This is a genomic window from Ningiella ruwaisensis, from assembly GCF_004798935.1.
Lineage (GTDB): Bacteria > Pseudomonadota > Gammaproteobacteria > Enterobacterales > Alteromonadaceae > Glaciecola > Glaciecola ruwaisensis.
In genome coordinates this window covers 225,742-248,343 of the sequence record NZ_RAHT01000001.1, presented here as the reverse complement: position 1 = coordinate 248,343, position 22,602 = coordinate 225,742, and the positions used below count along the sequence as shown (strand labels likewise).

General features: G+C 43.7%; 17 protein-coding genes and 1 tRNA gene. 12 read left to right on the top strand and 6 right to left on the bottom strand.

The genetic code is table 11. From position 1 onward, the window contains the following. Positions 1-3 precede the first annotated feature (3 nt). Entirely contained in the window at positions 4-2,055 is a 2,052-nt protein-coding gene (gene recD / locus D6V41_RS01035) for an exodeoxyribonuclease V subunit alpha (protein WP_136249637.1), read from the top strand. Positions 2,056-2,104: 49 nt separating this feature from the next. Here recD and D6V41_RS01030 read toward each other — a convergent pair whose 3' ends face one another. Next, positions 2,105-2,545: a hypothetical protein gene (locus D6V41_RS01030; RefSeq protein WP_136249636.1), complete on the bottom strand. Its 441-nt coding sequence runs from the start codon at positions 2,543-2,545 to the stop codon at positions 2,105-2,107. Positions 2,546-2,714: 169 nt separating this feature from the next. On the opposite strand from D6V41_RS01030, the gene D6V41_RS01025 reads away from it, so the two are divergent. Further along, positions 2,715-5,147, top strand: coding sequence for a zinc-dependent metalloprotease (locus tag D6V41_RS01025; RefSeq protein WP_241664382.1), 2,433 nt, complete (start codon positions 2,715-2,717; stop codon positions 5,145-5,147). A gap of 3 nt (positions 5,148-5,150) precedes the next feature. On the opposite strand, the gene hemN is transcribed toward D6V41_RS01025, so the two are convergent. After that, positions 5,151-6,587, bottom strand: a complete 1,437-nt coding sequence (gene hemN / locus D6V41_RS01020; RefSeq protein ID WP_136249635.1) for an oxygen-independent coproporphyrinogen III oxidase — start codon at positions 6,585-6,587, stop codon at positions 5,151-5,153. Positions 6,588-6,851: 264 nt separating this feature from the next. Between hemN and D6V41_RS01015 the strand changes: the two genes are divergently transcribed. From D6V41_RS01015 to D6V41_RS01005, 3 genes are all read left to right on the top strand, one after another. Continuing rightward, the gene (locus tag D6V41_RS01015) at positions 6,852-7,529 is read left to right on the top strand and encodes a histidine phosphatase family protein (RefSeq protein ID WP_136249634.1); all 678 of its coding nucleotides are present in this window, start codon (positions 6,852-6,854) and stop codon (positions 7,527-7,529) included. A 64-nt stretch (positions 7,530-7,593) separates the two neighbouring features. Further along, positions 7,594-8,817 carry an acyl-CoA dehydrogenase family protein gene (locus D6V41_RS01010; protein WP_136249633.1) on the top strand — a complete coding sequence of 408 codons (1,224 nt, stop codon included), beginning with the start codon at positions 7,594-7,596 and terminating at the stop codon, positions 8,815-8,817. Between the two features lie 39 nt (positions 8,818-8,856). After that, positions 8,857-9,831, top strand: a complete 975-nt coding sequence (locus D6V41_RS01005; protein ID WP_136249632.1) for an NADPH:quinone oxidoreductase family protein — start codon at positions 8,857-8,859, stop codon at positions 9,829-9,831. A gap of 167 nt (positions 9,832-9,998) precedes the next feature. Here the strand turns inward: D6V41_RS01005 and D6V41_RS01000 are convergent, their stop codons facing one another. The 3 genes from D6V41_RS01000 to D6V41_RS00990 form a co-directional block, all read right to left on the bottom strand. Beyond that, a complete protein-coding gene (locus tag D6V41_RS01000; protein ID WP_136249631.1) occupies positions 9,999-10,394 on the bottom strand; it encodes a DUF3718 domain-containing protein in 396 nt (131 codons plus the stop codon). Between the two features lie 200 nt (positions 10,395-10,594). After that, the gene (locus D6V41_RS00995) at positions 10,595-11,359 is read right to left on the bottom strand and encodes an SDR family NAD(P)-dependent oxidoreductase (RefSeq protein ID WP_136249630.1); all 765 of its coding nucleotides are present in this window, start codon (positions 11,357-11,359) and stop codon (positions 10,595-10,597) included. Between the two features lie 56 nt (positions 11,360-11,415). Next, the gene (locus D6V41_RS00990; RefSeq protein ID WP_136249629.1) at positions 11,416-12,342 is read right to left on the bottom strand and encodes a haloalkane dehalogenase; all 927 of its coding nucleotides are present in this window, start codon (positions 12,340-12,342) and stop codon (positions 11,416-11,418) included. A gap of 236 nt (positions 12,343-12,578) precedes the next feature. Between D6V41_RS00990 and D6V41_RS00985 the strand changes: the two genes are divergently transcribed. The 3 genes from D6V41_RS00985 to D6V41_RS00975 all read left to right on the top strand — a co-directional run bounded on the left by D6V41_RS00985 (position 12,579) and on the right by D6V41_RS00975 (position 17,510). Continuing rightward, positions 12,579-14,711 carry a 3-hydroxyacyl-CoA dehydrogenase NAD-binding domain-containing protein gene (locus D6V41_RS00985; RefSeq protein WP_136249628.1) on the top strand — a complete coding sequence of 711 codons (2,133 nt, stop codon included), beginning with the start codon at positions 12,579-12,581 and terminating at the stop codon, positions 14,709-14,711. A gap of 85 nt (positions 14,712-14,796) precedes the next feature. Continuing rightward, entirely contained in the window at positions 14,797-16,602 is a 1,806-nt protein-coding gene (locus D6V41_RS00980) for an acyl-CoA dehydrogenase C-terminal domain-containing protein (protein ID WP_136249627.1), read from the top strand. Beyond that, positions 16,602-17,510, top strand: coding sequence for an alpha/beta fold hydrolase (locus D6V41_RS00975; RefSeq protein ID WP_136249626.1), 909 nt, complete (start codon positions 16,602-16,604; stop codon positions 17,508-17,510). The genes D6V41_RS00980 and D6V41_RS00975 overlap by 1 nt, the downstream gene beginning before the upstream one ends. Positions 17,511-17,556: 46 nt before the next feature. Here D6V41_RS00975 and D6V41_RS00970 read toward each other — a convergent pair whose 3' ends face one another. Then, a complete protein-coding gene (locus tag D6V41_RS00970; RefSeq protein ID WP_136249625.1) occupies positions 17,557-18,459 on the bottom strand; it encodes a LysR family transcriptional regulator in 903 nt (300 codons plus the stop codon). A 158-nt stretch (positions 18,460-18,617) separates the two neighbouring features. Here D6V41_RS00970 and D6V41_RS00965 point away from each other — a divergent pair, with 158 nt between their 5' ends. The 4 genes from D6V41_RS00965 (at position 18,618) to D6V41_RS00950 (ending at position 22,577) form a co-directional block, all read left to right on the top strand. After that, positions 18,618-19,058 (top strand): MaoC family dehydratase, encoded by a 441-nt coding sequence (locus D6V41_RS00965; RefSeq protein WP_136249624.1) that lies wholly within the window; start codon positions 18,618-18,620, stop codon positions 19,056-19,058. A 205-nt stretch (positions 19,059-19,263) separates the two neighbouring features. Continuing rightward, on the top strand, positions 19,264-21,978 hold the full coding sequence (locus tag D6V41_RS00960) for a TonB-dependent receptor domain-containing protein (protein ID WP_136249623.1): 2,715 nt from the start codon (positions 19,264-19,266) through the stop codon (positions 21,976-21,978). Positions 21,979-22,070: 92 nt separating this feature from the next. After that, a complete protein-coding gene (locus D6V41_RS00955; protein ID WP_136249622.1) occupies positions 22,071-22,370 on the top strand; it encodes a 4a-hydroxytetrahydrobiopterin dehydratase in 300 nt (99 codons plus the stop codon). Positions 22,371-22,500: 130 nt separating this feature from the next. After that, a tRNA-Met gene (locus D6V41_RS00950) sits at positions 22,501-22,577 on the top strand. Positions 22,578-22,602: the final 25 nt, after the last annotated feature.

Sequence of the window (22,602 nt, the reverse complement as noted above, 5' to 3'; positions counted from 1 at the left end):
TTCATGGGTATTTTGCATACAGAATTTGGCAGCAAGAACAGGTTAATCAAGCTCCCTTTCGAAAGTGTCGATGAAATGATGCTTGTGCTTCAGGAAAGTATTGAAGACATCGAAGCTATTGACTTCTATATGGCGAGTTATTTGACCGGACTTTGCTTGCAGCACATTGAGACTTTGCCTTCTATTTCGCTTGCAAACGAAAGGCCCGCTGCTGATAACTTGCAACAAGACGCACATTTTCTGTTTTATTTATTTATCGCCTTAAATATTGCACAAAGACGAGGCAATACCTGTTTAGCGTTTAGCGACCTTACTTCACCTGATTTTTGGTCAAGGGGCGAGTCACAGAGCGTTTTTCCACAAGACTTCAGTGACATAAAGGCCCTTGAGCAAAGACTGTCTGGTTTAAAAAATGTATTAAGTGAAGTAGACGGAATTACACTGAGTGAAAAAGCGTTATATACGCGACGATTTTGGGTATTTGAACAATCTTTTTGTGCGCAAGTGCGCAGACGTTTAAATATCAATTGCTTTGAAAGCGCCTTTAGCGAAAAACACTTTAAGGATTTATGGCCCCGACTTTTTAAAAGGAGTAGTGATGAATTAGAAACTGATTGGCAACAAGTTGCAGTAATGCATGCTTTATATAATCAGTTTTCGATTATAACCGGCGGAGCAGGTACCGGAAAAACCTATACACTGAGTCGCTTGGTAGCCTTTTTGTTGTGCGCCAGCGAAAGCAAAATACACGCGTCAAAAATAGCTTTGTTAGCGCCAACAGGGAAGGCGGTAAATCGTTTGTTTAACTCGATGCAACATGAATTTACAGCATTGGAAAAAACGCTTCAAACTCCACTACTTCAGCAACTCGCTCAGATGCAAATTCAAACCATTCACCGTTTGCTTGGGATCAACCCCAGTCACGGTGGCAGCAAGTATGATGAATTTAGAAAGTTAAATCTTGACTGTGTCATTGTAGATGAGGCATCGATGGTTGATTTGGCCTTAATGCATCGGCTTTTCAGTGCGCTTCCTGAAGACTGCAAAATAGTGCTGGTGGGAGATCCTAATCAATTACCTTCGGTTGAAACCGGAAGCCTTCTTGCCGATTTAGTTGCCATTGCGCCAAAGACAATTTCAACGAGCAGACTTGCCAAATACTCCAGCCAGAATCCCTTTTTAATTGCCAGGTGCGATGATGGTCAACCCAAGGCATCTTTAGATTATGTGGTGCGTTTGCAAGCGGTAAGGCGAAGTAACGGTGAAATAGTGAGATTAGCTGAGGCCGTGTTAGAAGGAAATGTGGCTGACACCATGTCTTGTCTCAAGTTGACATCTCAGGCAGCTGCTTCAGAACCAAATGCTCTTTACGCACAATGGGTTCAGCAACACATAAGCCAAGTCAACTCAAGCGCGCTAAGTAAACTAATCACTGACGAACTGCTGCATAACTACCATGCCTTGTTCACTGCAACAAGCCTCGAACAGGCGTGGCAAGCTATTTCATCGTATGCTTGTTTGCTTCCTAATCGCAGGGGTTTTGCTGGCACTGAGCATGTAAATCAACTCATTGAACAAGGGCTGGCGACAAGGTATGCACAGGTGCAAGTGGGTCAAGCTTATTTAGGCAAACCGATTTTGGTGACACAAAATGATTATAATTTGGGTTTGTTTAACGGCGATGTAGGGTTTTTATGGCATGACGAAGCATACAATTCGCTTGAACAAAAAGAAGGTATGTCTAAGGCGGCTGATTTGTGGGCTTTCTTTCCCAGTAAATCAGGAGATGGCTTTGATAAATTGTCGATATATACCTTGCCTGCCTACGAACTGACCTATGCTATGACTATACATAAAACGCAGGGTTCTGAGTTTAAACATGTAGATATTATTCTGCCAGAATCATCTCAGCGGTATGCCACGCGCGCTCTGCTTTATACCGGCGTAACACGAGCAAAAGACTCAGTGCGAATTATTGCGGATGAGCAAACCTTAAAAAGCGCAATTAAAAAGCAGGTTCATCGAGTGAGTGGAATTAAAGAATATTTGACCTAATCTAATGAGTCATCGTTGCGGTACTTGAGCGCATTTATCAGTATCAGTATCAGGCGCTGGCAAAGGTATGTGATTTGCCATCCGCACAACTAAAGGTAAATAGCTGCTTGGACTTGCTCATAGCAGTGTCTACATGATGCAAAATGAGACGTTGAGAGAGTTTGAGTTGATTGGATTCTGCGTAAAAATAATGACTGGCTTCCAGATAGTGTCGCGTATGAGTAATGCAAGCAAATTTTGTTACATCAACGTAATTCAGCCAGCCTAATACACAACCTTTTTCCAGGATCTTTCCAACTAAGGTATTGATATCATCACGAATAGTCACCGTTGCGCCAAATATGGGTTTGTCTGCCATCGCAATATCGGTTTTTTCATCAATAACGAGCGTGAGTAGCGCTTGGGAATGAGTTGATTCAAGCTTAGCGTTTTCAAGCTTGCTGGCGCTTGATATCTGACGCACGTTGTCTGTATGGTGATTGTCGGTCATACTAGCTGATACCTGCCTGGTGGTATATCTGCTTTTTAGCTTAGGCTAATATAAGGCTTAGGTGGCATTGAAGTGATGATGCAGATCAAAGCAAGTGCACTTATCTTGGTAAAAAGTAGTGATAAGAACGTTTCGACGAATAAGTGATTAATAAAAAGAGGGATAAACATTGAAAACTAGCGCACCGATTAAAACGCTGAGCCGCGTTTTTGCTTTACTTAAGATAATTTTACTGATCAGTTTGTCTTTAGTGCTTTTTAGCGTTAGAGCAAATGCTCAAACAACGCTTCAGGAAGGCTTTATTGATATCATTTATGATGCAAAAACAGATGCTGTATCGTTGCGATTAGATAAGTCACAACTTGAGCAGGAAATGATTTTTCAAAGCAGTTTACCTCGCGGAATCGGTTCAAATGATATTGGCCTGGATCGCGGTCAATTGGGAGAAACCCGGCTCGTTAAATTCTCTCGTTTTGGTAATAAAATCTTATTGGTACAAAGCAATACCGCGTATCGCGCAAATACCTCAAATGCTGCTGAACGCCTGAGTATTGATGAAGCTTTTGCAGATTCTGTAATTGCCGGATTTACAGTATCACAAGAAGATGCGCAGACTGTGCAGTTTAATTATACGGACTTTTTGCTGTCAGATATTCACGGTATCAGCGAGCGTTTAAATACACGAGGGCAAGGGAGCTATGCCGTTGATTCAAGCCGAAGCGGAATATACTTAACGCGCACAAAATCTTTTGAAAAAAACACGGAGCTTGAGGCGCTCGTTACCTTTGCAGGAGAAGCTAAAGGGCAATACATTCAAGATGTTACCCCTGATGCGAAAAGCGTGACTGTTCATTTACACCACTCTTTTATTGCCTTGCCTGACGATGATTATACGCCTCGCGCTTTTCACCCATTTTCCGGATTTTGGAAGCATAGTTATTTTGACTATAGCGTAGCAATTGAACAAAACATGGAGGTGAAATATATTCCTCGTCATCGTTTGTCGAAAAAAGATCCTTCAGCAGAACAAAGTGAAGCCGTTGAGCCCATTGTTTATTATCTTGATCCTGGCATACCTGAGCCAATAATGACCGCGCTTAAAGATGGGGCGCTCTGGTGGGATCAAGCCTTTGAAGCTGCTGGCTATAAAAATGCATTTCAAGTAAAAGTGCTGCCTGAAGATGCCGATCCAATGGATGTCCGATACAACGTAATCCAATGGGTGCATCGAGCAACGCGCGGCTGGTCATATGGTTCGTCGGTAGTTGATCCACGAACCGGTGAAATCATCAAAGGGCATGTGACTCTGGGGTCTCTGCGAGTAAGGCAAGACTACTTGATTGCATTAGGATTAAGCAGCCCGTTTGACTCAGAGAATGCGGATACGAGTGAGCAAATTAATTTGGCACTGGATAGAATACGTCAATTATCGGCCCACGAAGTAGGGCATACCCTCGGTATTGCGCATAACTTCGCTGCAAGCGAAAACGACAGAGCGTCGGTTATGGATTATCCGCATCCGCTAGTAACACTTGAAGACGGCAAAATCAATTTCTCTGATGCCTACGATAAAGGCATTGGTGAGTGGGATAAATATGTTGTGGCGTATGGATATCAGGATTTTCCCACATCGGTAGATGAAAAAGAGGCATTGCAGGCATTAGTAGATGAGGCGAAGGAGAAAGGTTTTCTGTATAAGTCTGATCCGGATGCCCGTATTCCAAAAAGAGCGTCTGCCGATGGGCATTTGTGGGACAACGGCGCAGATCCGATTGCTGAATTTAAACGCATAAGCGAACTGCGTAAGTTTGCGCTTAATAATTTTGGCGTTAATTCCCTGCCGGTTGGAGAAGTTTACTCCTCCCTTGAAGAGCGCCTTGTCCCTATTTATTATGCGCATCGCTATCAGTTAGATGCTTTAGTAAAACAGATATCCGGCATAAATTACGAATATGCCGTGAAACAAGCAAACGAAGAGGCACCTTCGGTAAGCGCGGTAAACGCCGACATTCAAAAACAAGCGCTTGAGCTTATGGTGCAAAGTGCCAGCGTTGAGTATTTATCTTTGCCTCAGAACTTGCTCAATCTCATACCGCCTAAAGCGTATGGGAGTGCACGCAATCGAGAGTCTATGGGGTCAAGAATGGGGATTGCATTTGATCCGATAACGGCAGCAGAATCTGCCGCAGGATATTCTATGACGATTTTATTAACACCAGAACGTTTGAATCGTTTGTATTACCAGCATAGTCAGAATGAAAATATCCCGAGCATAGAAATGCTGCTTGAACGCGTTTTTGATGAGCTCGTTCTAAAAAGCGATAAGTCAGGCAAGAATGAGTCTCAAGCTGCGGCGCTTGCAAATCGCATACGATACGTCACGCTAAGCGCCTTTTTTGATGCTTTAAGCTCAGATTTACTGGCGCCTGAAGTAAAAGTCGCCATGCAAGCGCAGTTGATGGAATATGAGGACAGCTTAAGTAAAATGCGCAGAAATGCCGAAGCAAAAGTCTTGCTTAGGCATATCGCGCATTATTGGGAGCATGGAGTATGGCCATTAGCGACGCAAATTATACCGCTACCGCCAGGTTCCCCAATTTAAGGTTTAGATAACGCGTGAGTAGCGCATTTGATGCAGAGGTTTGTCTAGATATTCATCAAAGCTCATGCAGATATTGCGCACAATTAAACGCCCTCTGTCATGAATAGTGATCGCTTCGTCACTATTCGTGACAAGTTTGTCGTCTATAAAAGTTGTCAGATTGCTTAAACTTTTTTCAAAATAGCGGTCAAAGTCGATATCATACGCGTTGGAAAACGTCGCTTTGTTTATGTGAAAATTACACATCAATCCATGTATCAATGCCCGGCGGATAAGATCATCTTTACTCATTACCAGTCCTTTGGATTGTGCGTGAGAGACTTCATCCATTTGTTGATAATAGGCTTTTAAATCTTTCTGATTTTGTACGTACACATCATTGATACTGCTTATGGAAGATACGCCCAATCCTAAAGTGGCGTGAGCTGCACTTGTGGTATAACCCTGAAAATTTCTGAAAAGGCGGTCTTCGCGTTTAGCGATACTTAGCTCATCACTTGGCAGGGCAAAGTGGTCCATCCCAACGGCGTCATAACCAATTTGTGTTAAGAATGCGACTGCTTGACGAAACAATGCAAATTTATTAGCGGCATTGGGCAGCCACTCGTCTTTGATTTTACGTTGAGCGGCAAATAATTGTGGCATATGCGCATAACTGAAAAGAGATATTCGATCAGGGCGCATGATTTGCATCTCTTCAAGCGTGTGTTGAAAGCTGCACTCAGTTTGGTGAGGCAAACCGTATATAAGGTCAAGGTTAACTGATTTGAAACCAACCTGTCGCGCGCGACGAATCAGTGCACGAATAAAGGCGGTACTTTGCGTTCGGTTAATGCTTTGCTGAACTTTTGCATCTATATCCTGAACGCCGATACTTAAGCGAGAGAAACCAAGCTTGGCCAAACCATCCATATAGTTCAGTTCGATTTCGCGAGGATCGATTTCAATGCTCATTTCTACTTTGTCAGCAAATTCAAAGGCTTTTTTGCAGGCATCCAGAAGGCGTTTTAGCTGAGCAATATTTAAAAAGCTGGGAGTACCGCCGCCAAGATGTAGGCTATCAACTTTACATCCTTTTGCAGCAGGGCCTCTGGCCTGTATTTCTTTAATTAAATAATCCAGATAAATGTCGGCTTTGTGAGCATGACGGGTCACAATCTTATTGCATCCACAGTAGTAGCAAAGAGAATGGCAAAAAGGAACGTGCATATACAACGACAATCGCTGGGCATCTTTTGAACATGACAATTGACTTAAGGCCTTATCTATAATGATGTCTTGGTGAGGTTCCGCGGTATCCAATTCAGTAAAGGCAACCGCAGTCGGATACGATGTATAGCGGGGGCCAGCTGTATTGTATTTTCTCATCACTTGCTGGTCGAAGTAAGCATCGATTTTAGGATCAGTAGTATTGGCCTTAGCGAATAAGCTGTTTGTCATGGATATATCAGCGCCTTTGGGTATTGCAACAATAATAAGCCGCTAGTCTACTCATATTTTAATCATAAACTTTGATCTTGATTAAAGAAGCTGGCTATTTTGCGGTGTTTGTTTTTACGATGTTTATTTTCGCAATGAATGAACGCCTATATAAATTATCAATTACACTTATTTGTTTAAAGGCATTACCCTCTATAAAAGCGTCTCGATAAAAACGTTTGTGCATAGATAATAAAACGCAAGCTACTTAAATGAGTAAGAACAATGTCAGAGCTATATTTAGTAAGACACGCCCAAGCGTCATTCGGAAGCGAAGATTATGACAAGCTTAGCGCAACCGGGCACACACAATCTCGATTGCTTGGTGAGTATTTTAAAGCCCGCGATATTCGCTTTGACAAAGTGATAACAGGGGACATGTTAAGACATAAAGAAACGGCGCAAGGAATTTATGCGCATACTGAACATGGGAGTGAACCAGGTTCCTTTGTTACCGATAAGGGCTGGAACGAATTCGATTTTAATGCGGTTATCTCGGCATATTTAGAAGCGCATCCGGAGCACAGGCCAGTCGAAAATGCGCCACGAAGTGATTGGTATCGGGTACTGAAATCTGCGATGTTAGCATGGTCAAATAAGCGAATTACCACAAGCAATGAAGCGTGGCTAGATTTTGAAGAACGCGTCAAATCTGCCGCCCAGCGGGTGTATCAAGATAAAAGTAAACGCATTTTGGTGGTAAGTTCAGGTGGGGCGATTGCGGTTTGTCTCATGCAGATTTTAGGTATCAACATCCAAAAAGCCGTTGATTTTAACCTACAGATAAAAAACACCAGCATTCATCATGTTTATTTCAATGAAAACAGCCAGCAGTTGAGCAGTTTTAACAATGTGCCTCACTTAGATATACCAGAATATTTGCATCTCGTAACTTACAGTTAAGTGTTATGTTGCGGGTGTAACGTCTGCTGCCTGTGTGATGGGCATCATTTAGAGGGAAACCCTTATGAATTTTGATTATTCTCAGCCGACGCAAGACCGTCTTAAAAAACTCCAGTCATTTATGCAAGAGCATGTTTATCCCATTGAAGCTCGCTATCATGAAATGGTGGAAAAGAATCCTTTTAAATGGCGAACGCCTGCCTTAATGGAAGATTTGAAAAAAGAAGCAAAGCAAGCCGGTTTGTGGAATTTGTTTTTGCCTAAAGAGTATCTGCCCTACGGGGCAGGTCTAAGCAATTTGGAATACGCCCCGCTTTGCGAGCAAATGGGACGCGTATTGTTCAGTAGCGAGATATTCAACTGCAGTGCGCCAGATACCGGCAATATGGAAGTTTTGGCAAAATATGGAAGTGATGAACAAAAAGCACAATATTTAGAGCCGCTGCTTGAGGGAAAAATTCGCTCTGCATTTGCCATGACCGAGCCTGACGTTGCGTCATCAGATGCAACGAATATTCAAACCTCTATTAAGAAAGAGGGAGGTGAGTATGTGATCAATGGTCGCAAATGGTACACCAGTGGTGCGATGAATGAAAATTGCAAAATACTGATTGTCATGGGCAAGACCGATCCTGATGCGCCCCGACATCAACAGCAATCGCAAATTCTCGTTCCTATTGATACTCAAGGTGTAACGTTAATTCGACCAATGGCTGCCATGGGCTATTTGGATGAGCCAATAGGACACGCAGAAGTGCTATTTGAGAATGTTCGAGTCCCGGTCGAAAATCTTATACTAGGTGAAGGGCGAGGTTTTGAAATTGCTCAGGGACGTTTAGGCCCCGGTCGTATTCACCATTGTATGCGCCTTATTGGATGTGCTCAGCGTGCATTGGATATGGCTTGTGAGCGAGTTGAGCAACGCGTTGCTTTTGGCAAGCCTTTAGCCAAACAGCAATCTGTTCGCGAAAGTATTGCGCAAATGCATTGCAAAATAGAGCAGGCCAGACTGCTTACCCTAAAAGCCGCCGATCATATGGACAAGTATGGCAATAAAGTGGCTAAAAACATCATTGCGGCAATAAAAATCGTTGCACCGAAAATGGCATGTGAGGTTATTGATGAAGCCATTCAAATGTTTGGTGCTGCGGGAACGTCGCAAGATACGATTTTATCGGCTACGCTTGCTTATGCTCGCACGATTCGATTAGCCGATGGACCAGATCAAGTTCATATGATGCAGTTAGGACGTGATTTAATTGCGAAACAAAATCAAGCCCAAGCTTAAGTGCTTAAATGACAATAGTAATATTACATAGGAGAATGCATGAAAGCGATTGTATGTCATGAGTTTGCGCCAGTATCCAAACTTAAATTTGAGGACTTTCCTGATCCGCTTGTAAAAAAAGGCGAAGTGCTTGTTGAGGTAAGTGCTGCAGGTGTCAATTTTCCTGATAGCTTACTTGTGCAGGGCTTGTATCAGCTCAAGCCAGAGCTGCCTTTTATTCCAGGCAGTGAAGTGGCCGGTGTCATTGCTCAAGTAGGTGAGGGGGTTGAACACTTAAAAGTGGGAACAAAAGTGATCGGTATTTGCCGTTTGGGAGGCTATGCAGAGAAAGTTGCCATTCCTGCTATGCAAGTGATGCCCATTCCCGATTCTATCCCCCTTGATGAAGCATCTGCGTTGGTCACAGCCCATGCAACGGCGCATCATGCTTTAAAACAACGTGCTCAAATTAAGCAAGGCGAAACATTATTGGTCACAGGAGCGGCTGGCGGAACCGGTTTAGCTGCGGTTCAAATCGCTAAACAAATGGGCGCGAAAGTCATTGCGGCGTGCTCAACGGATGAGAAATGCGAAATTGCCAAACAAAACGGTGCAGACGAAACCATTAACTATAACGAACATGACTTGAAAGACACAGTAAAAACCTTGACCAATAATAAAGGGGTTGATGTGGTATATGAATGCGTTGGCGGTGATACCTTTCATGCATGTTCAAGGGTGATGGCCTGGGGAGGGCGTTTGCTAGTGATTGGATTTGCAGGTGGCGAGATACCCAAGTTTCCAGTAAATCTTGCACTGGTAAAAGGCTACTCCGTTGTAGGCGTATTTTGGGGCTCCTTTATTCAGCATCAGCCACAGGATTTTCTTGCTAATATGAAAGAATTAGTAGGCTGGTATGCGCAGGGCAAAGTGAAAGTGCATGTAGATAAAAAGTTCGCGCTATCGGACGCAATTGATGCCCTGAATAAGGTAACAAACCGCGAAGTCAAAGGTAAAGTGGTGCTTATCCCTTAACATATGTTCCTTAAACGCGTTCCTCAACACATGTTTCTTAAAACCAAATCAATAAACGCATTGATGAGTATACATATAAAAAAGTGGCTCCGGGGAGGAGCCACTAAAATGGCAAAGTTGCCTTTGCCTACCATGTTGAACTGGTTATCAACTGGTGTGATAATCGATTAAATTCGATCGAGCAATTCTTTTGCGATAGGGTTGTCTGCAAGGCCTTGTTCATTAATCCAGGCTTGCAAGGCTTTACCGTCTTGTACTTCCGGTTCCGCTAAATCCTTTTTTGGCATTTTCTTTACCAGCAAAGTGCCAGCCTCCACAGCATTATTTTGTATGGCTAGCTTGATCATGCTAGTACCGTTACAAGTAATACCGCTGTAGTAATCGCGCAAACGAAGGTTGTAATCGTTTCGCACGGTTTTCATTTTTTTACGTAGTTCGCCTTTGTCATCTGTTTTTACAATTTCACAGATATTGGCAAGGGCAGTTTCAACGTCTGCACTAGCGTTAGCCGAGAACATCATTGGCACAAGCGCACAGAACGGGATAGCTATCTTTTTCAACATGATAAAGTCTCCGTAGGTGATTTCGGAAGTAATCTTAAAACACTTTGAGGACCTTAAAAGACGCTGAGGTGATACTCAGGTATGCAAGAAAATACAAAAAAAATACTAAAAAAAAGAGAAAGCAGGATGACCTGGCCAAGTGAACAGGCCTCCAAGAGCTTAAATGCTTATAATAATTTGAGCTTTAGCGCGCGCTCTGCTTACCAGGCAGTTACTCCGCCATCTACAGCAATACTTTGACCGTTCATGTAGGTATTCGCAGGGGACAAAAGCAACACCATCACATTAACAATTTCGTCGATTGTGCTGATGCGTTTCATCGGGCTACCCATTCCAAGCTTTTGTTTATCTTCCTCGCTCGCCAAGCCCTCTATGTTCATAATGTTTGTTGGACTAAAAAACGGACATATAGCATTAACACGCACGCCATAGCGCGCGTATTCGACTGCGGCCGTTCGGGTAAGCCCGATCACTGCATGTTTAGCTGCGCTGTACGCTCCGCCTTTTGGTGCGCCGCCTAAACCAGCCAGTGAGCTGACGTTAAGTATGTGACCTTGCTTTTGTTTTAGCATGGCAAGGCTTTGGTATTTCATGCCAAACCCTACACCTTTGACATTTACATCGAACTGTCTGTCATATATATCAGCCGTCATTTCATGAATGGAGGCTTGTTCATGCGCAACCCCGGCATTATTAACCGCAAAATCCAATTTGCCGAAGCTTTCAAGCGCTAAATTTACACTGTCGTTAGCACTTGTCTCCAAAGCGACGTCAGCTTCGATAATTCTGGCATTTTCAGGCGTATCTAATGCTTTAAGAGAATCCTCCAATGCCAACTTATTTATATCAGTCATTATTAGTTTTGCGCCGCGTTTGTTAAGCGCAATCGCTAAGGCGCGGCCAAAGCCTGTTCCGGCGCCTGTAATTAGACCTACAGAATTAGAAAAATCTAAAAGCGGATCCATCTTATCTCCCTTATTCTCTTTGATTAAAATTGCGCCTGTCACGCTAGGAACACGTCCTAGTTTTGCTGTTTCTCAAAAAATGAAAGTGCGATGGAAATCAGCTCATTTCCCACATCTTCTTGCAAAAAGTGGCCACCGCCCTTTAAAGTAGTATGCGCTTGACCCTTGCATCCGGGAATAAGGTTTTGAAAGACTTTATCGCCGCCTGCTGTTATCGGATCGCTATCACTAAATGCCGTCAAAAAAGGTTTTTTATAGTTAGATAGATTTTTCCACGCTAAACGATTATTTTCTGACTCAGGATTATCGGGTTGGGTGGGAACCAGCATAGGAAACTTGCGTACGCCGCATTTGTGAGCTTCGCTGGGAAAAGGTGCATCATAGGCATCAATCACTTCTGGGATAAGCTCATTAACGGTGGCCTTTTGAATAACTTCTCCGACAGGGAATACGTCGACTTCTTGCGAAAACTGTTGCCATTTAAAAAATGCGTCTGGTGTTTTATGGTCACCCGTTGGCAGCATTGTGTTGGCAGCAACTACTGATGAGAATGTATCTGGAAATTTAGCCACCAAGCGCAGACCGAGTAGTCCTCCCCAATCCTGACAAATCAAATGCATGTTCTGTATTTGCAATTTTTCAAGCAAGGTTTCCAGCCAGCGCAAGTGGTTCGCATAAGTATATGCATCCTGTGAATCAAATTTATCTGACTTGCCAAAGCCTATTAGGTCGGGTGCTATTACTCTAAAGCCTTGGGCTTGCGCCTGACAAATCATTTTGCGATAAAGGTAACTCCATGTCGGTTCACCGTGAAGCATCAAGATTAGGGGCGCATCTTTTTTACCGTAATCGACATAATGCATTAATAGCTGTTGATGGCCGATTTGAGCTTCCTCAACACCGGCAACATTGATATAGGCAGCTTGAAAGGAATAGCCTGGTAAGTTATCAAAACGTGATGCAGGTGTTTTAAGTATCTTCATATTTACTAATAATTAACAATTTATTTACAGTATACGGTTGACTGATTAAACAAGCCAATTCATTAAATTTACTTTTGCTTATTAATTTATCGTATTTTAGATATTAGCTAATCTTATTTTGAATCATTAAATCAATAAATTGGGATGATAATTCGCTTTACTATAATCTCTTTGCCACATCCATAAAACGATAATGAAGTGTCGCTACATTCGATACCTTGGAGAGGGCAATAGATATGCAGGCTAATAACCATAACGACCAGTCAGATAAATCGCCAGTTGTTCAGCTTACCTTTAAAGACAGGTGCGCGTTAATTCAATTATGCAATAAGCCGGTAAACGCCCTATCTCAACAGGTACGCAGTGAATTGCTCGACGCAATTAAGCGAGCTACTGAAAATGCGGATTGTCATGCAATTATCATTACGAGCGATTTGGCCTTATTTAGTGCAGGTGCTGACATCAGTGAATTTTCTACAGGCAATCTTTCGCCGATGTTGCCAGAGGTATTAAACACAATTGAAAACTGTCCTAAACCTGTTATTGCTGCTGTGAATGGCTCAGCATTTGGGGGAGGTTTGGAGCTTGCTCTTGCTTGCCATTACCGAATCAGCTTCGCAAAAAATAAGGTAGGTTTGCCAGAAGTACACCTGGGCATACTGCCAGGTGCTGGTGGCACGCAACGCCTACCGCGTTTACTGGATACTCAGTCTGCACTTGATATGATTGTGAGTGGCGCGCCGACTCCGGTGAGTGCGATTAACAGTGTATTTGATAAGACGCTTGATTCCGCACAAGAGGTAGTAAAAGCCGCTTTCGACTTTATTGATGAGGCAATAAGTAAAGGACCTCGACCAACACGCGCAGTGTCATTATCCATGAATGAGGAAAAAGCCGCGCTGTTCTCTCAATATGCAGAAGGCGTGGAACAAAAAGCAAAAGGCTTTTTCGCGCCCTTAAAATGTGTTGAGGCCGTGAAAGCTGCCTACGAAAATAATTTTGAAGGTGGCTTAAAACGCGAAGCAGAGTTGTTTATGGCCTGCATGGAAACGCCACAGGCAAGAGCGCAACAACATTTCTTTTTTGCCGAGCGCGCTGCATCTCATCTGGCCGATATTGACAAAGCGCTTGAGACAAGAGATGTCAAATCCGTTGCGATTATTGGAGCGGGCACTATGGGCGGCGGCATCGCTATGAACTTTGCGAATGTTGGTATTCCGGTCAAATTACTCGAACTCAAACCCGAAGCGCTGGATAAAGGTCTTGGAATCATACGTAAAAATTATGAAAACTCCGCGAAAAAAGGCAAACTCACCGCCGAGCAAGTAGAGCAACGTATGTCATTGCTTAGTGGCACTACATCATATGATGATCTTGCGGACGTTGATCTAGTTATTGAAGCCGTTTTTGAGAAAATGTCGGTCAAAAAAGAGGTCTTTTCGGCTTTAGATAAGGTCTGCAAACCGGGCGCTATTTTGGCCAGTAACACCTCCACTCTAGATATCAATGAAATTGCGCAAGCGACATCACGCCCCGAAGATGTAATTGGTCTTCACTTTTTCTCACCTGCCAACGTAATGGAACTGCTGGAAATTGTGCGGGCTGAAAAAACGGCAGATGATGTCATCAAAACGGCTATGCAATTAGCAAAAACTATCCGCAAAGTGGGAGTGCTTGTTGGCGTTTGCTTTGGTTTTGTCGGTAATAGAATGATTGAGGTGTATGGCAGAGAGGCAAATCGCCTTATGCTGGAAGGGGCAAGTCCTGAACAAGTTGACCGAGTGATTACAGAATTTGGTTTACCCATGGGGCCTTTTACGATGGGTGATATGGCTGGATTGGATATTGGTTATTTTGTCAGACAATCGCGCCAGTCTTTTATCCAACATGATCCTTCATACTGCGTGGTAGCCGATGAACTGGTTGAAGCTGGTCGCGTGGGCTTAAAGGCAGGAAAAGGAGTTTATTTGTACGAAAATGGTAGTCGTAAACCTATTCCCGATCCGCAAGTAATGGAAATCGCCAAACGTAAAGCGCAAGAGCTAGGCATTGAGCAGCGTGAAATAAGCGATCAGGAAATTCTTGAGCGATGTATTTATCCCCTTATTAACGAAGGCGCAGAAATACTGAAAGAGGGTATTGCCCAACGCGCCAGTGATATCGATGTGATTTATGTGTATGGCTATGGCTTCCCTGTGTTTCGAGGTGGCCCTATGAAATATGCAGACGAAGTAGGCCTTGAACACATACTAGCGCGCATGACGCATTATCAGAACAAACTGGGCGATTATGGTCAGCATTGGTTTGAAGCGTCTTCTCTACTTAGAGAATTAGTTGAAACTAACAAAGACTTTTCATCTTTAAATTAATCAGGCACTGCGCCAAAAAGATTTTGAATAACGCCTTGTTTACGTGTTTTGCTCACAAACAAGTGCGATAAAATGAGACAATATTATGCAAAATTATAAAGCTACTCAACGTGATACCTTGTTTGTTACACAAGAAGTGTTCGATTTAGAAAATCATTATCAGCAACTGGGATTTGAAGATGCTACGGATGATCTTATTCGCGCAATTTATGCCGAGGCAGCTAAATTTGCTGAAAATGTACTTGCTCCAATTAATCAGATAGGGGATGACGAAGGTTGTACCTTTATCGATGGAGAAGTAAAAACGCCAAGCGGTTTTAAAGAAGCGTATCGGCAATATGTGGACGGGGGATGGCCGTCAATGGCGCATCCCGTAGAATTTGGTGGTCAAGGCCTACCTTATTCGCTTGCAACCTCCATGGCGGAGTGGTTTTCAGGTGCTAATCATTCCTGGGCGATGTATCCTGGCTTGTCTCAAGGCTGTATGGAAACACTGAAAGCCCACGGCACAAAAGAGCAACAAGACATTTATTTAAGTCGTTTAATTGAAGGCTCATGGACAGGTACCATGTGCTTAACAGAACCTCACTGCGGCTCTGACTTAGGTATGCTCAAGTGTAAAGCGCAGCCAAGTGATGATGGTTCTTACCGCTTAAGTGGAACCAAGATCTTCATATCTGCCGGCGAGCACGATATGTCTGACAACATTATTCACATTGTATTAGCGCGTTTGCCTGATGCGCCTCAAGGAACAAAAGGCATTTCCTTGTTTTTAGTGCCAAAGTTCAATGTGGATGAAAACGGCGAAATTATTGAACGTAACACCGTAAAATGCGGGTCTATTGAACATAAAATGGGCATTAAAGGCAGCGCGACGTGTGTGATGAACTTTGACGAGGCGAAAGCCTATCTTATTGGTGAGCCCAATCGTGGTCTTAACTGTATGTTCACGTTTATGAACATTGCTCGTATTGGCACTGGCATGGAAGGTTTATCTGCAACTGAGGCGTCATTTCAGGGCGCGCTCGCCTATGCAAAAGACAGATTGCAGTTTCGCTCATTAACGGGTCGCAAAAATCCAGACGGCGCAGCCGATCCGATTATTGTGCATCCCGATGTGCGACGCATGTTACTCACACAAAAATCATTGGCCGAGGGTAACCGAGCACTTGCAACGTATTGCATGAAATTAGTTGATACCACCCTGTATTCATCCGATGAAAACAGTAAGAAGCAGGCAGAAGCTAAGCTAGCTCTTCTTACTCCTATCGTGAAAGCCTTTTTGACTGAAACAGCGCAAGAAGCAACGAGCTACGGTATGCAGGTTTATGGTGGTCACGGTTATATAAAAGAGTGGGGGATGGAGCAGTTAGCTCGCGACACGCGAATCTGTACCATGTATGAGGGGACGACCGGCATTCAGGCAATTGACCTTTTGGCCCGAAAAATTATGGGCTCAAATGGCGAGCTACTGAAAATTTTCGCCACAGAAATAAAAAGCTTCTGTGCAAATATTCGCGGTAAATCCCAATTTAATGCTTGGGCAAATGCGATTGATTCACACGTTGATGAATGGATACAAATGACTAATGATATTGGGCAAGCTGCACAAAATAATCCCGATGAGTTGGGAGCCGCAGCCGTTGATTATCTCATGTATTCCGGCTATGTCAGTGTCGGGTATTTTTGGTTGCAAATGGCGGTTGTTGCTCAGCAAAAGCTGGATGAAGGAACAAGTGATGAAGCGTTTTACCAAGCTAAATTGATGACGGCCAAATTTTACTTTGATCGTATGTTGACTCGCACGCGGTCTCACGTTTCTGCTATTCAGTCGGGTGCAGATAATTTAATGCAAATGGATGAAGCGCTCTTTGCGGTAGGCAGCGAGTAATGACAAAGCAGGTGCTGACAAAAATCGTCCAGCGGCATATGGACCTAAACAGTACGCGGCTTAATTATCTTTGCATGCAACAAGGGATTGCTCAAAAGAGCAAGCCCTTACTGATTTTGCTTCATGGTTTTCCTGAAAATGCCTGGACCTGGGAACGCTACTTGCTCTCCTTATGCGATGACTACGAAGTAATAGCGCTCGACCTGCCTGGTTATAACTTTTCAAGCGGCTTCATGCGAGACGAGCAATATAATCTTCACACACTTGTCGAAACCTTGGCTGAGGCAACCGATGCGCTTGTTGAACAATATGCGCCTGGCACCAAGGCGCATTTGGTCGCGCATGATTGGGGAGGAGTGATCGCTTGGCCGCTTGCCGCGTTCTACGGTACTAAGTTCGCTTGCTTGACTATATTGAACGCGGCCCATCCGTCGACCTTTACACGTGAGATGGCAAACAATCCCAAGCAGCAGGCAAGCAGTGACTACATTGCAGATTTAATTAGTGATCACGCTTTTGATGTAGTATCTCAAGATGATTTTAGGATGTTAAAACGGCTATATGGAGGCTGGTATAGCAAGTTAAGCGAAGAACAACAGTCTCACTTTGAAGCGCAGTGGGCAGACAAGCACTCAATGCAACAGGCTTTTAACTATTATAAGAACATGCCACAGTTGGTAACGAAGCGAGTTAAACAAAATCTTACGCTCAAAATTCCTGATATTCGGATAGATATTCCCACACAAGTGCTTTGGGGTATGAAAGATACCGCATTTGTGCCAGAAGTCCTCAACGGTATGGAGGATTGGGTAAAAGACTTACATTTACATCGTTTTAAGGATGCAGATCACTGGTTGCATCACCAAAAGTCAGAAGCGGTGATGCAATATATTCGGGCGTTTCACTAAAACGCCGATTGACACAGCGGGTAAAAATCGTTTAAACAAAAAGGCTTTAGTCAGGATTATACGCCTTGGCAACTTCAGCGATTTGCTCGCGCATCCATTGATGCGCGCTATCGTGATCTGCACTCAAATGCCAGTATAAGAAATACTCAATATGCGGTATTTCGAAAGGAATTTCATACATGGCCAAATCGTAGTGCTTTGCAAGGTGATAAGGGATACAGGCAATCAGGTCGGTTTTGACGATAGCGCTGGGTACCGTCAAAAAGTGCTGGCTTCGCATGGCGACTTTGCGTTTTTCGCCTAATTTGTCCAGCGCGATATCAACCGGGCCTGCTCCGGTGCGACGATGCGATACATTAATGTGACTTAGCTTTAAAAAGGTATCCAAACTGAGGCCATTCTGCAGAAGCGGATGGTTTTTACGCGCCAGCACAACAAATCGGTCTTGAGCGATCTTTTGCTTTTTTAAATGAGGATCAGTGAAAGTAGAAGCATCGGCAAAAAAGTCTAAATTACCGCTCGCCATAGCTGAAACAACATTGTTGCGCGTAATTTCATAGTTGGTAAGCGTGATATTAGGTGCAAGGGTTTGCAAACGTGCCATTAAGCGCGGCATGATGCTCACTTCAAGTAAATCACGACTTGAAAAGTGAAAAGCTTTCGTTGAACTGATGGGCTCGAAAATATGACTCTGCTGTACGCTTTTTCTCAAAAGTCCAAGTGCTTCTCTGGCTGGCACTATGATATTTTGAGCAACGGGCGTTGGCGTCATAGAATGGCCTGTGCGCACAAAAAGAGGGTCGTTTAGCATCTCGCGCAAGCGAGCTAACGAATTGCTGACTGCCGGCTGGGTAATACAAAGCACATCGGCTGCTTTGGTAAGACTACCCGCAGTATAAATAGCGTCGAATACTGCAAAAAGGTTTAAATCGATACGATGCAAATTCATAGCGTCTCTCTTGTGTGTTCTATTCATTACCCTTTATACAAATTTTCATCGGGATGCACCCCCAACGGATAATGAAGGATAATTTATTAATAAGATTATCACCAAAGTTGATAGTATAAATGATTTTCAATTAAATCTAGTAATAAAAAAGGACTAAGATGGATATTTCTCAACTAAATATAGGCTCAAGCGTGCAAGCGCCAAATTGGCTTACAGTCGATCAAAACAGAATTAACGAGTTTGCCAGTGCGACAGGCGACTATCAATGGATCCACATAGATGAAAAACGTTGCAAACAGGAAAGTCCTTTTAAAACGACCATCGCTCACGGCTTTTTGACTGCAGCACTAATGCCTAAAATGTTTGGAGAGACTATCTCTATTGATAGTAAGCAATATACGATGTTGAATTACGGCATTGATACGCTGCGCTACCTTGAGCCAGTGAGAGTAAATGACAAAATCAGGTTTACTTTCACCTTAGAATCAATCGAGCAGAAAGAAACAGGGCGTTTACATCGATTTAACACCAGCGTCAGTATACAAGGCAGGGATAAACCCGCACTTATCGGCACTTTTCTGATGCTACTCGTTGGTTAGCAGCCAATAGCTGGTGCATGTTCGGCATGTCTGGTCAGACCATGCAATAATGCTATTGTTACATATAAATAACAATATATTTACAAAATTTTGATCGTTCCCTAGTATAAAACGTAGATGTAAGTGGTTTAGCATCTATACAATAATAAATCGCTAGGGGACAGTGCGTTTGTGTCTCGAGGCGATGAACCTTGGGGACATACATATGAAGTTTACTGCTAAAAGAACCGCCATAGCAGCGCTCGTTGCAGCGCAGCTTTCTGCTCTACCATCACTCGCGATAGCGCAAGAACCTGAAGAAACTGAAGATCAAGCCAGAGACGTTGAGCTCATATTGGTTACCGGTAGCTTTGTTCGTCGTAGCGAAAACTTTGAATCACCTTCACCACTTGCGGTTGTCGACAGTGTATCTATTGACGCAATTGGTGCGAAAAACATTGCCGATATTACTCAAACTCTAACTATTAATACTGGTTCGGAAAATACGCCCGATGCCTTCACGCAGAATGCGACGGCAGGTACATCCAACATTAATTTGCGCGGATTAGGTGTCGCGTCAACCTTGGTTCTTTTGAACAACCGCAGACAGGTGGTCAACGCGCAACAAACCAATGAAGGCTTAAACTTTGTTGATACAAGTTCTTTAGTGCCAATGATTGCCATTGATCGAATGGAAATTATTAAAGATGGTGCATCAGCTTTGTATGGATCAGATGCAGTTGCAGGGGTGGTGAACTTTATTACTAAGCGCAACTATGAAGGAGCGAAAGTCACTGTTGATTATCAGGACGGTGCACACGGCGACAATAAAGAATATATTTTGCAAGGTTTGTGGGGCGCGAGCTTTGATAAAGGCAATGTGATGGCTGCGATTAGCTATACCAATCGTTCACCACTATTTTTATCAGACAGACGCTTGTCCAGACCGCAAGATGATACAAGTGCGCTAGGCAATCCGGGTGCCTACTTTTTTACTCAGGGCCCCTTGGCTGGCACGCCCGTTATTGACCCATTCGGTTGTGCCGAATTTGGTGGTTTTCCTCAGCTATTAGCACCTCCTGGTACTGTGCCTGGCCTTGATATCGGTCTTTGTGGCTTTGACTTCGGTCCAGGTTATTCATATGTGCCTGATGAAACAAGAGTAAATGCGTATGTAAAAGCGGCTTACGAATTGACCGACGAGATGACGTGGACCAGCGAAATAAGCTTCGCACGCAATCGGGCAGAGAGAGGCGGCGCACCGAGCTTCCCAATTCTTACCGGTCCTTTGGTACCTGCCACGCATCCCAACAATCCCTTTGGTCAAGCGGTTGTATTTTTTGGTCGTGCAGAAGGTAATGGCTTTGAAGCAGACCCTGCCAATACAGAATCGGATACCTTCCGCTTTAATACTGCACTTCAGGGCGAGCTGGAAAACGGTTTTTGGGAAGTAAGCTATACCAACGCAACCAACGACTTCCTGTTTACGGTTGAGGATGTTATCGAATCGGAATTTATTCTTGCCTTAAATGGCTTAGGGGGCGGCGGATGCGATCCAATCAACGGAACGCCCGGACAGGGGCCTTGCGAATATTTTAATCCCTTCGCGTCAAGCTACACTAATGCGCCGAATAGCCAGAATGTGATTGATTCATTCTCAGGATTACAGCGAATTGACTCGAATTCTGATTTAGAAGTTTTGGAAGGGTTCGCGTCTTTTGATGTATTTGATTTAGATGGGGGCGTGGCTGGTCTGGCATTAGGTGCGCAATATCGTGAAGAGACGCTATCGCAAGATTACGATGCCCTTTCAAACCAGGACGCTTTTACCTTTGTTATCGGAAACCCGGATTTTAAAGATAGCCTTGATGTATGGGCGGCTTTTGCTGAGCTCGCGTTGCCATTTACTGAAGATTTAGATGTGCAGATTGCACTTCGATATGAAGACTACGGCGGTAATATTGGCGACACGGTAGATCCAAAGTTGGCGTTTAACTGGCGAGCATCTGATGCATTTTCTTTAAGAGGCTCAATCTCTACCTCATTTAGAGCACCTTCAGTCTTTATGCGAAACGGTGGAGCGACAACGCTTCAACAGTTGAGCGATCCGCTCATTGGGGGGGCAAATGCTTTTGCAGCCGTTCGAACCTCTGGTAATGAGGAGCTCACCCCTGAAGAATCGCAAGCCTACAATATTGGATTTTCGTTCGAACCGATTGATGATTTGTCCATTGAGTTGGACTACTGGAATTTCGATTTTGAAGACCTGATTATTCAGGAAAGTGCGCAAGCTATCTTAAATGATAATCCTCAAGATCCGACGCGCATCATTCGAGCGGGCGACCCCTTAAACGGTCCATTGGTGCAGGTAAACAATACCTATGTGAATGCCAGTGAACTTACAACCAATGGATTTGACATTGTTACCAGCTATCGGCTTGAAACAGACATAGGTACTTTTGTGCCCAATTTAACCGCGACATACATTACTACCTACGATTTGACCGATCCGCAAGCCGGTGAAATCGATGGAGCCGGCCGCAGAAACTTTACAAACATTGGTGTCTCCTCGCCAGAGTTAAGAGCAAATCTTGGTTTAGGCTGGAAACACGATATATATAGTGCCAATCTTTTTGTGCGTTACATCAGTAGCTATGATGATGACCAAAACTGTGCAGGCAATGACGGCTCAGGTGTACCGCCCGGTGGTTGCGGTAGCGCCGGTTTACAGGAAATCGACAGCCATGTTACGTACGATGCGCAATTTTCTGTCGATTTAGGCACGATGCTTAATACGCAAACGAGCTACTTGTTGACTGTGGGTGGCATAAACTTAACAGATGAGGAGCCGCCTCAAGTCTTCACTAATAGCGGTTTTGATTCTAAAGTGCATGACCCTAGAGGCAGACAGCTTTATGTCAGACTGGCAGTTGAGTTTTAATATTTAGTCTCAATATCATTTTTAAGCGTAAAAGCCCCATCTGGGGCTTTTATTATATTTTCTTCTACAACCCTTCTTAAAAGGAGCACAAAATGCCTACACGTTTGGAGCAGCAGGAAATTGCCAAATCTTTGGATGAGCTTAATGAAATGGCGGGCGAAACTCCCTGGATTATTGAGGATGGTAAGTTAAGTAAAACATTTAAATTTAAAAGTTTTATTCGTGCGTTTGGATGGATGACTCAAATTGCGATTTGGGCTGAGAAGTTAAAACACCATCCGGAATGGTTCAATGTCTATAATAAAGTTGAAGTACAATTAGTGACTCACGATGTAGATGGCCTTAGTGAACTGGATTTTGAATTAGCAAAAAAAATGGAAATGTTTAAATAATACACGCGTAAAGCTTGAAATTTGGGCACTTAGTACTTATTTAATATATTAAGCGTAAATGGGCTTGCAACGTATTAATCGCTATGTATAATACGCTCCACTTCAGCAAGCAAGCTGAAACCAGTTCGAACGCGGGATGGAGCAGTCTGGTAGCTCGTCGGGCTCATAACCCGAAGGTCGTTGGTTCAAATCCAGCTCCCGCAACCAATCGAAACTACCCGCTCAATGTAGC

What these genes read in the sequence shown, in the direction of transcription:
- recD (WP_136249637.1), top strand. Translation starts at nt 4, where the DNA reads ATGGGTATTTTGCATACAGAATTTGGCAGCAAGAACAGGTTAATCAAG.
- D6V41_RS01030 (WP_136249636.1), bottom strand. Translation starts at nt 2,545, where the DNA reads ATGACCGACAATCACCATACAGACAACGTGCGTCAGATATCAAGCGCC.
- hemN (WP_136249635.1), bottom strand. Translation starts at nt 6,587, where the DNA reads ATGACAAACAGCTTATTCGCTAAGGCCAATACTACTGATCCTAAAATC.
- D6V41_RS01015 (WP_136249634.1), top strand. Translation starts at nt 6,852, where the DNA reads ATGTCAGAGCTATATTTAGTAAGACACGCCCAAGCGTCATTCGGAAGC.
- D6V41_RS01010 (WP_136249633.1), top strand. Translation starts at nt 7,594, where the DNA reads ATGAATTTTGATTATTCTCAGCCGACGCAAGACCGTCTTAAAAAACTC.
- D6V41_RS01005 (WP_136249632.1), top strand. Translation starts at nt 8,857, where the DNA reads ATGAAAGCGATTGTATGTCATGAGTTTGCGCCAGTATCCAAACTTAAA.
- D6V41_RS01000 (WP_136249631.1), bottom strand. Translation starts at nt 10,394, where the DNA reads ATGTTGAAAAAGATAGCTATCCCGTTCTGTGCGCTTGTGCCAATGATG.
- D6V41_RS00995 (WP_136249630.1), bottom strand. Translation starts at nt 11,359, where the DNA reads ATGGATCCGCTTTTAGATTTTTCTAATTCTGTAGGTCTAATTACAGGC.
- D6V41_RS00990 (WP_136249629.1), bottom strand. Translation starts at nt 12,342, where the DNA reads ATGAAGATACTTAAAACACCTGCATCACGTTTTGATAACTTACCAGGC.
- D6V41_RS00985 (WP_136249628.1), top strand. Translation starts at nt 12,579, where the DNA reads ATGCAGGCTAATAACCATAACGACCAGTCAGATAAATCGCCAGTTGTT.
- D6V41_RS00980 (WP_136249627.1), top strand. Translation starts at nt 14,797, where the DNA reads ATGCAAAATTATAAAGCTACTCAACGTGATACCTTGTTTGTTACACAA.
- D6V41_RS00975 (WP_136249626.1), top strand. Translation starts at nt 16,602, where the DNA reads ATGACAAAGCAGGTGCTGACAAAAATCGTCCAGCGGCATATGGACCTA.
- D6V41_RS00970 (WP_136249625.1), bottom strand. Translation starts at nt 18,459, where the DNA reads ATGAATTTGCATCGTATCGATTTAAACCTTTTTGCAGTATTCGACGCT.
- D6V41_RS00965 (WP_136249624.1), top strand. Translation starts at nt 18,618, where the DNA reads ATGGATATTTCTCAACTAAATATAGGCTCAAGCGTGCAAGCGCCAAAT.
- D6V41_RS00960 (WP_136249623.1), top strand. Translation starts at nt 19,264, where the DNA reads ATGAAGTTTACTGCTAAAAGAACCGCCATAGCAGCGCTCGTTGCAGCG.
- D6V41_RS00955 (WP_136249622.1), top strand. Translation starts at nt 22,071, where the DNA reads ATGCCTACACGTTTGGAGCAGCAGGAAATTGCCAAATCTTTGGATGAG.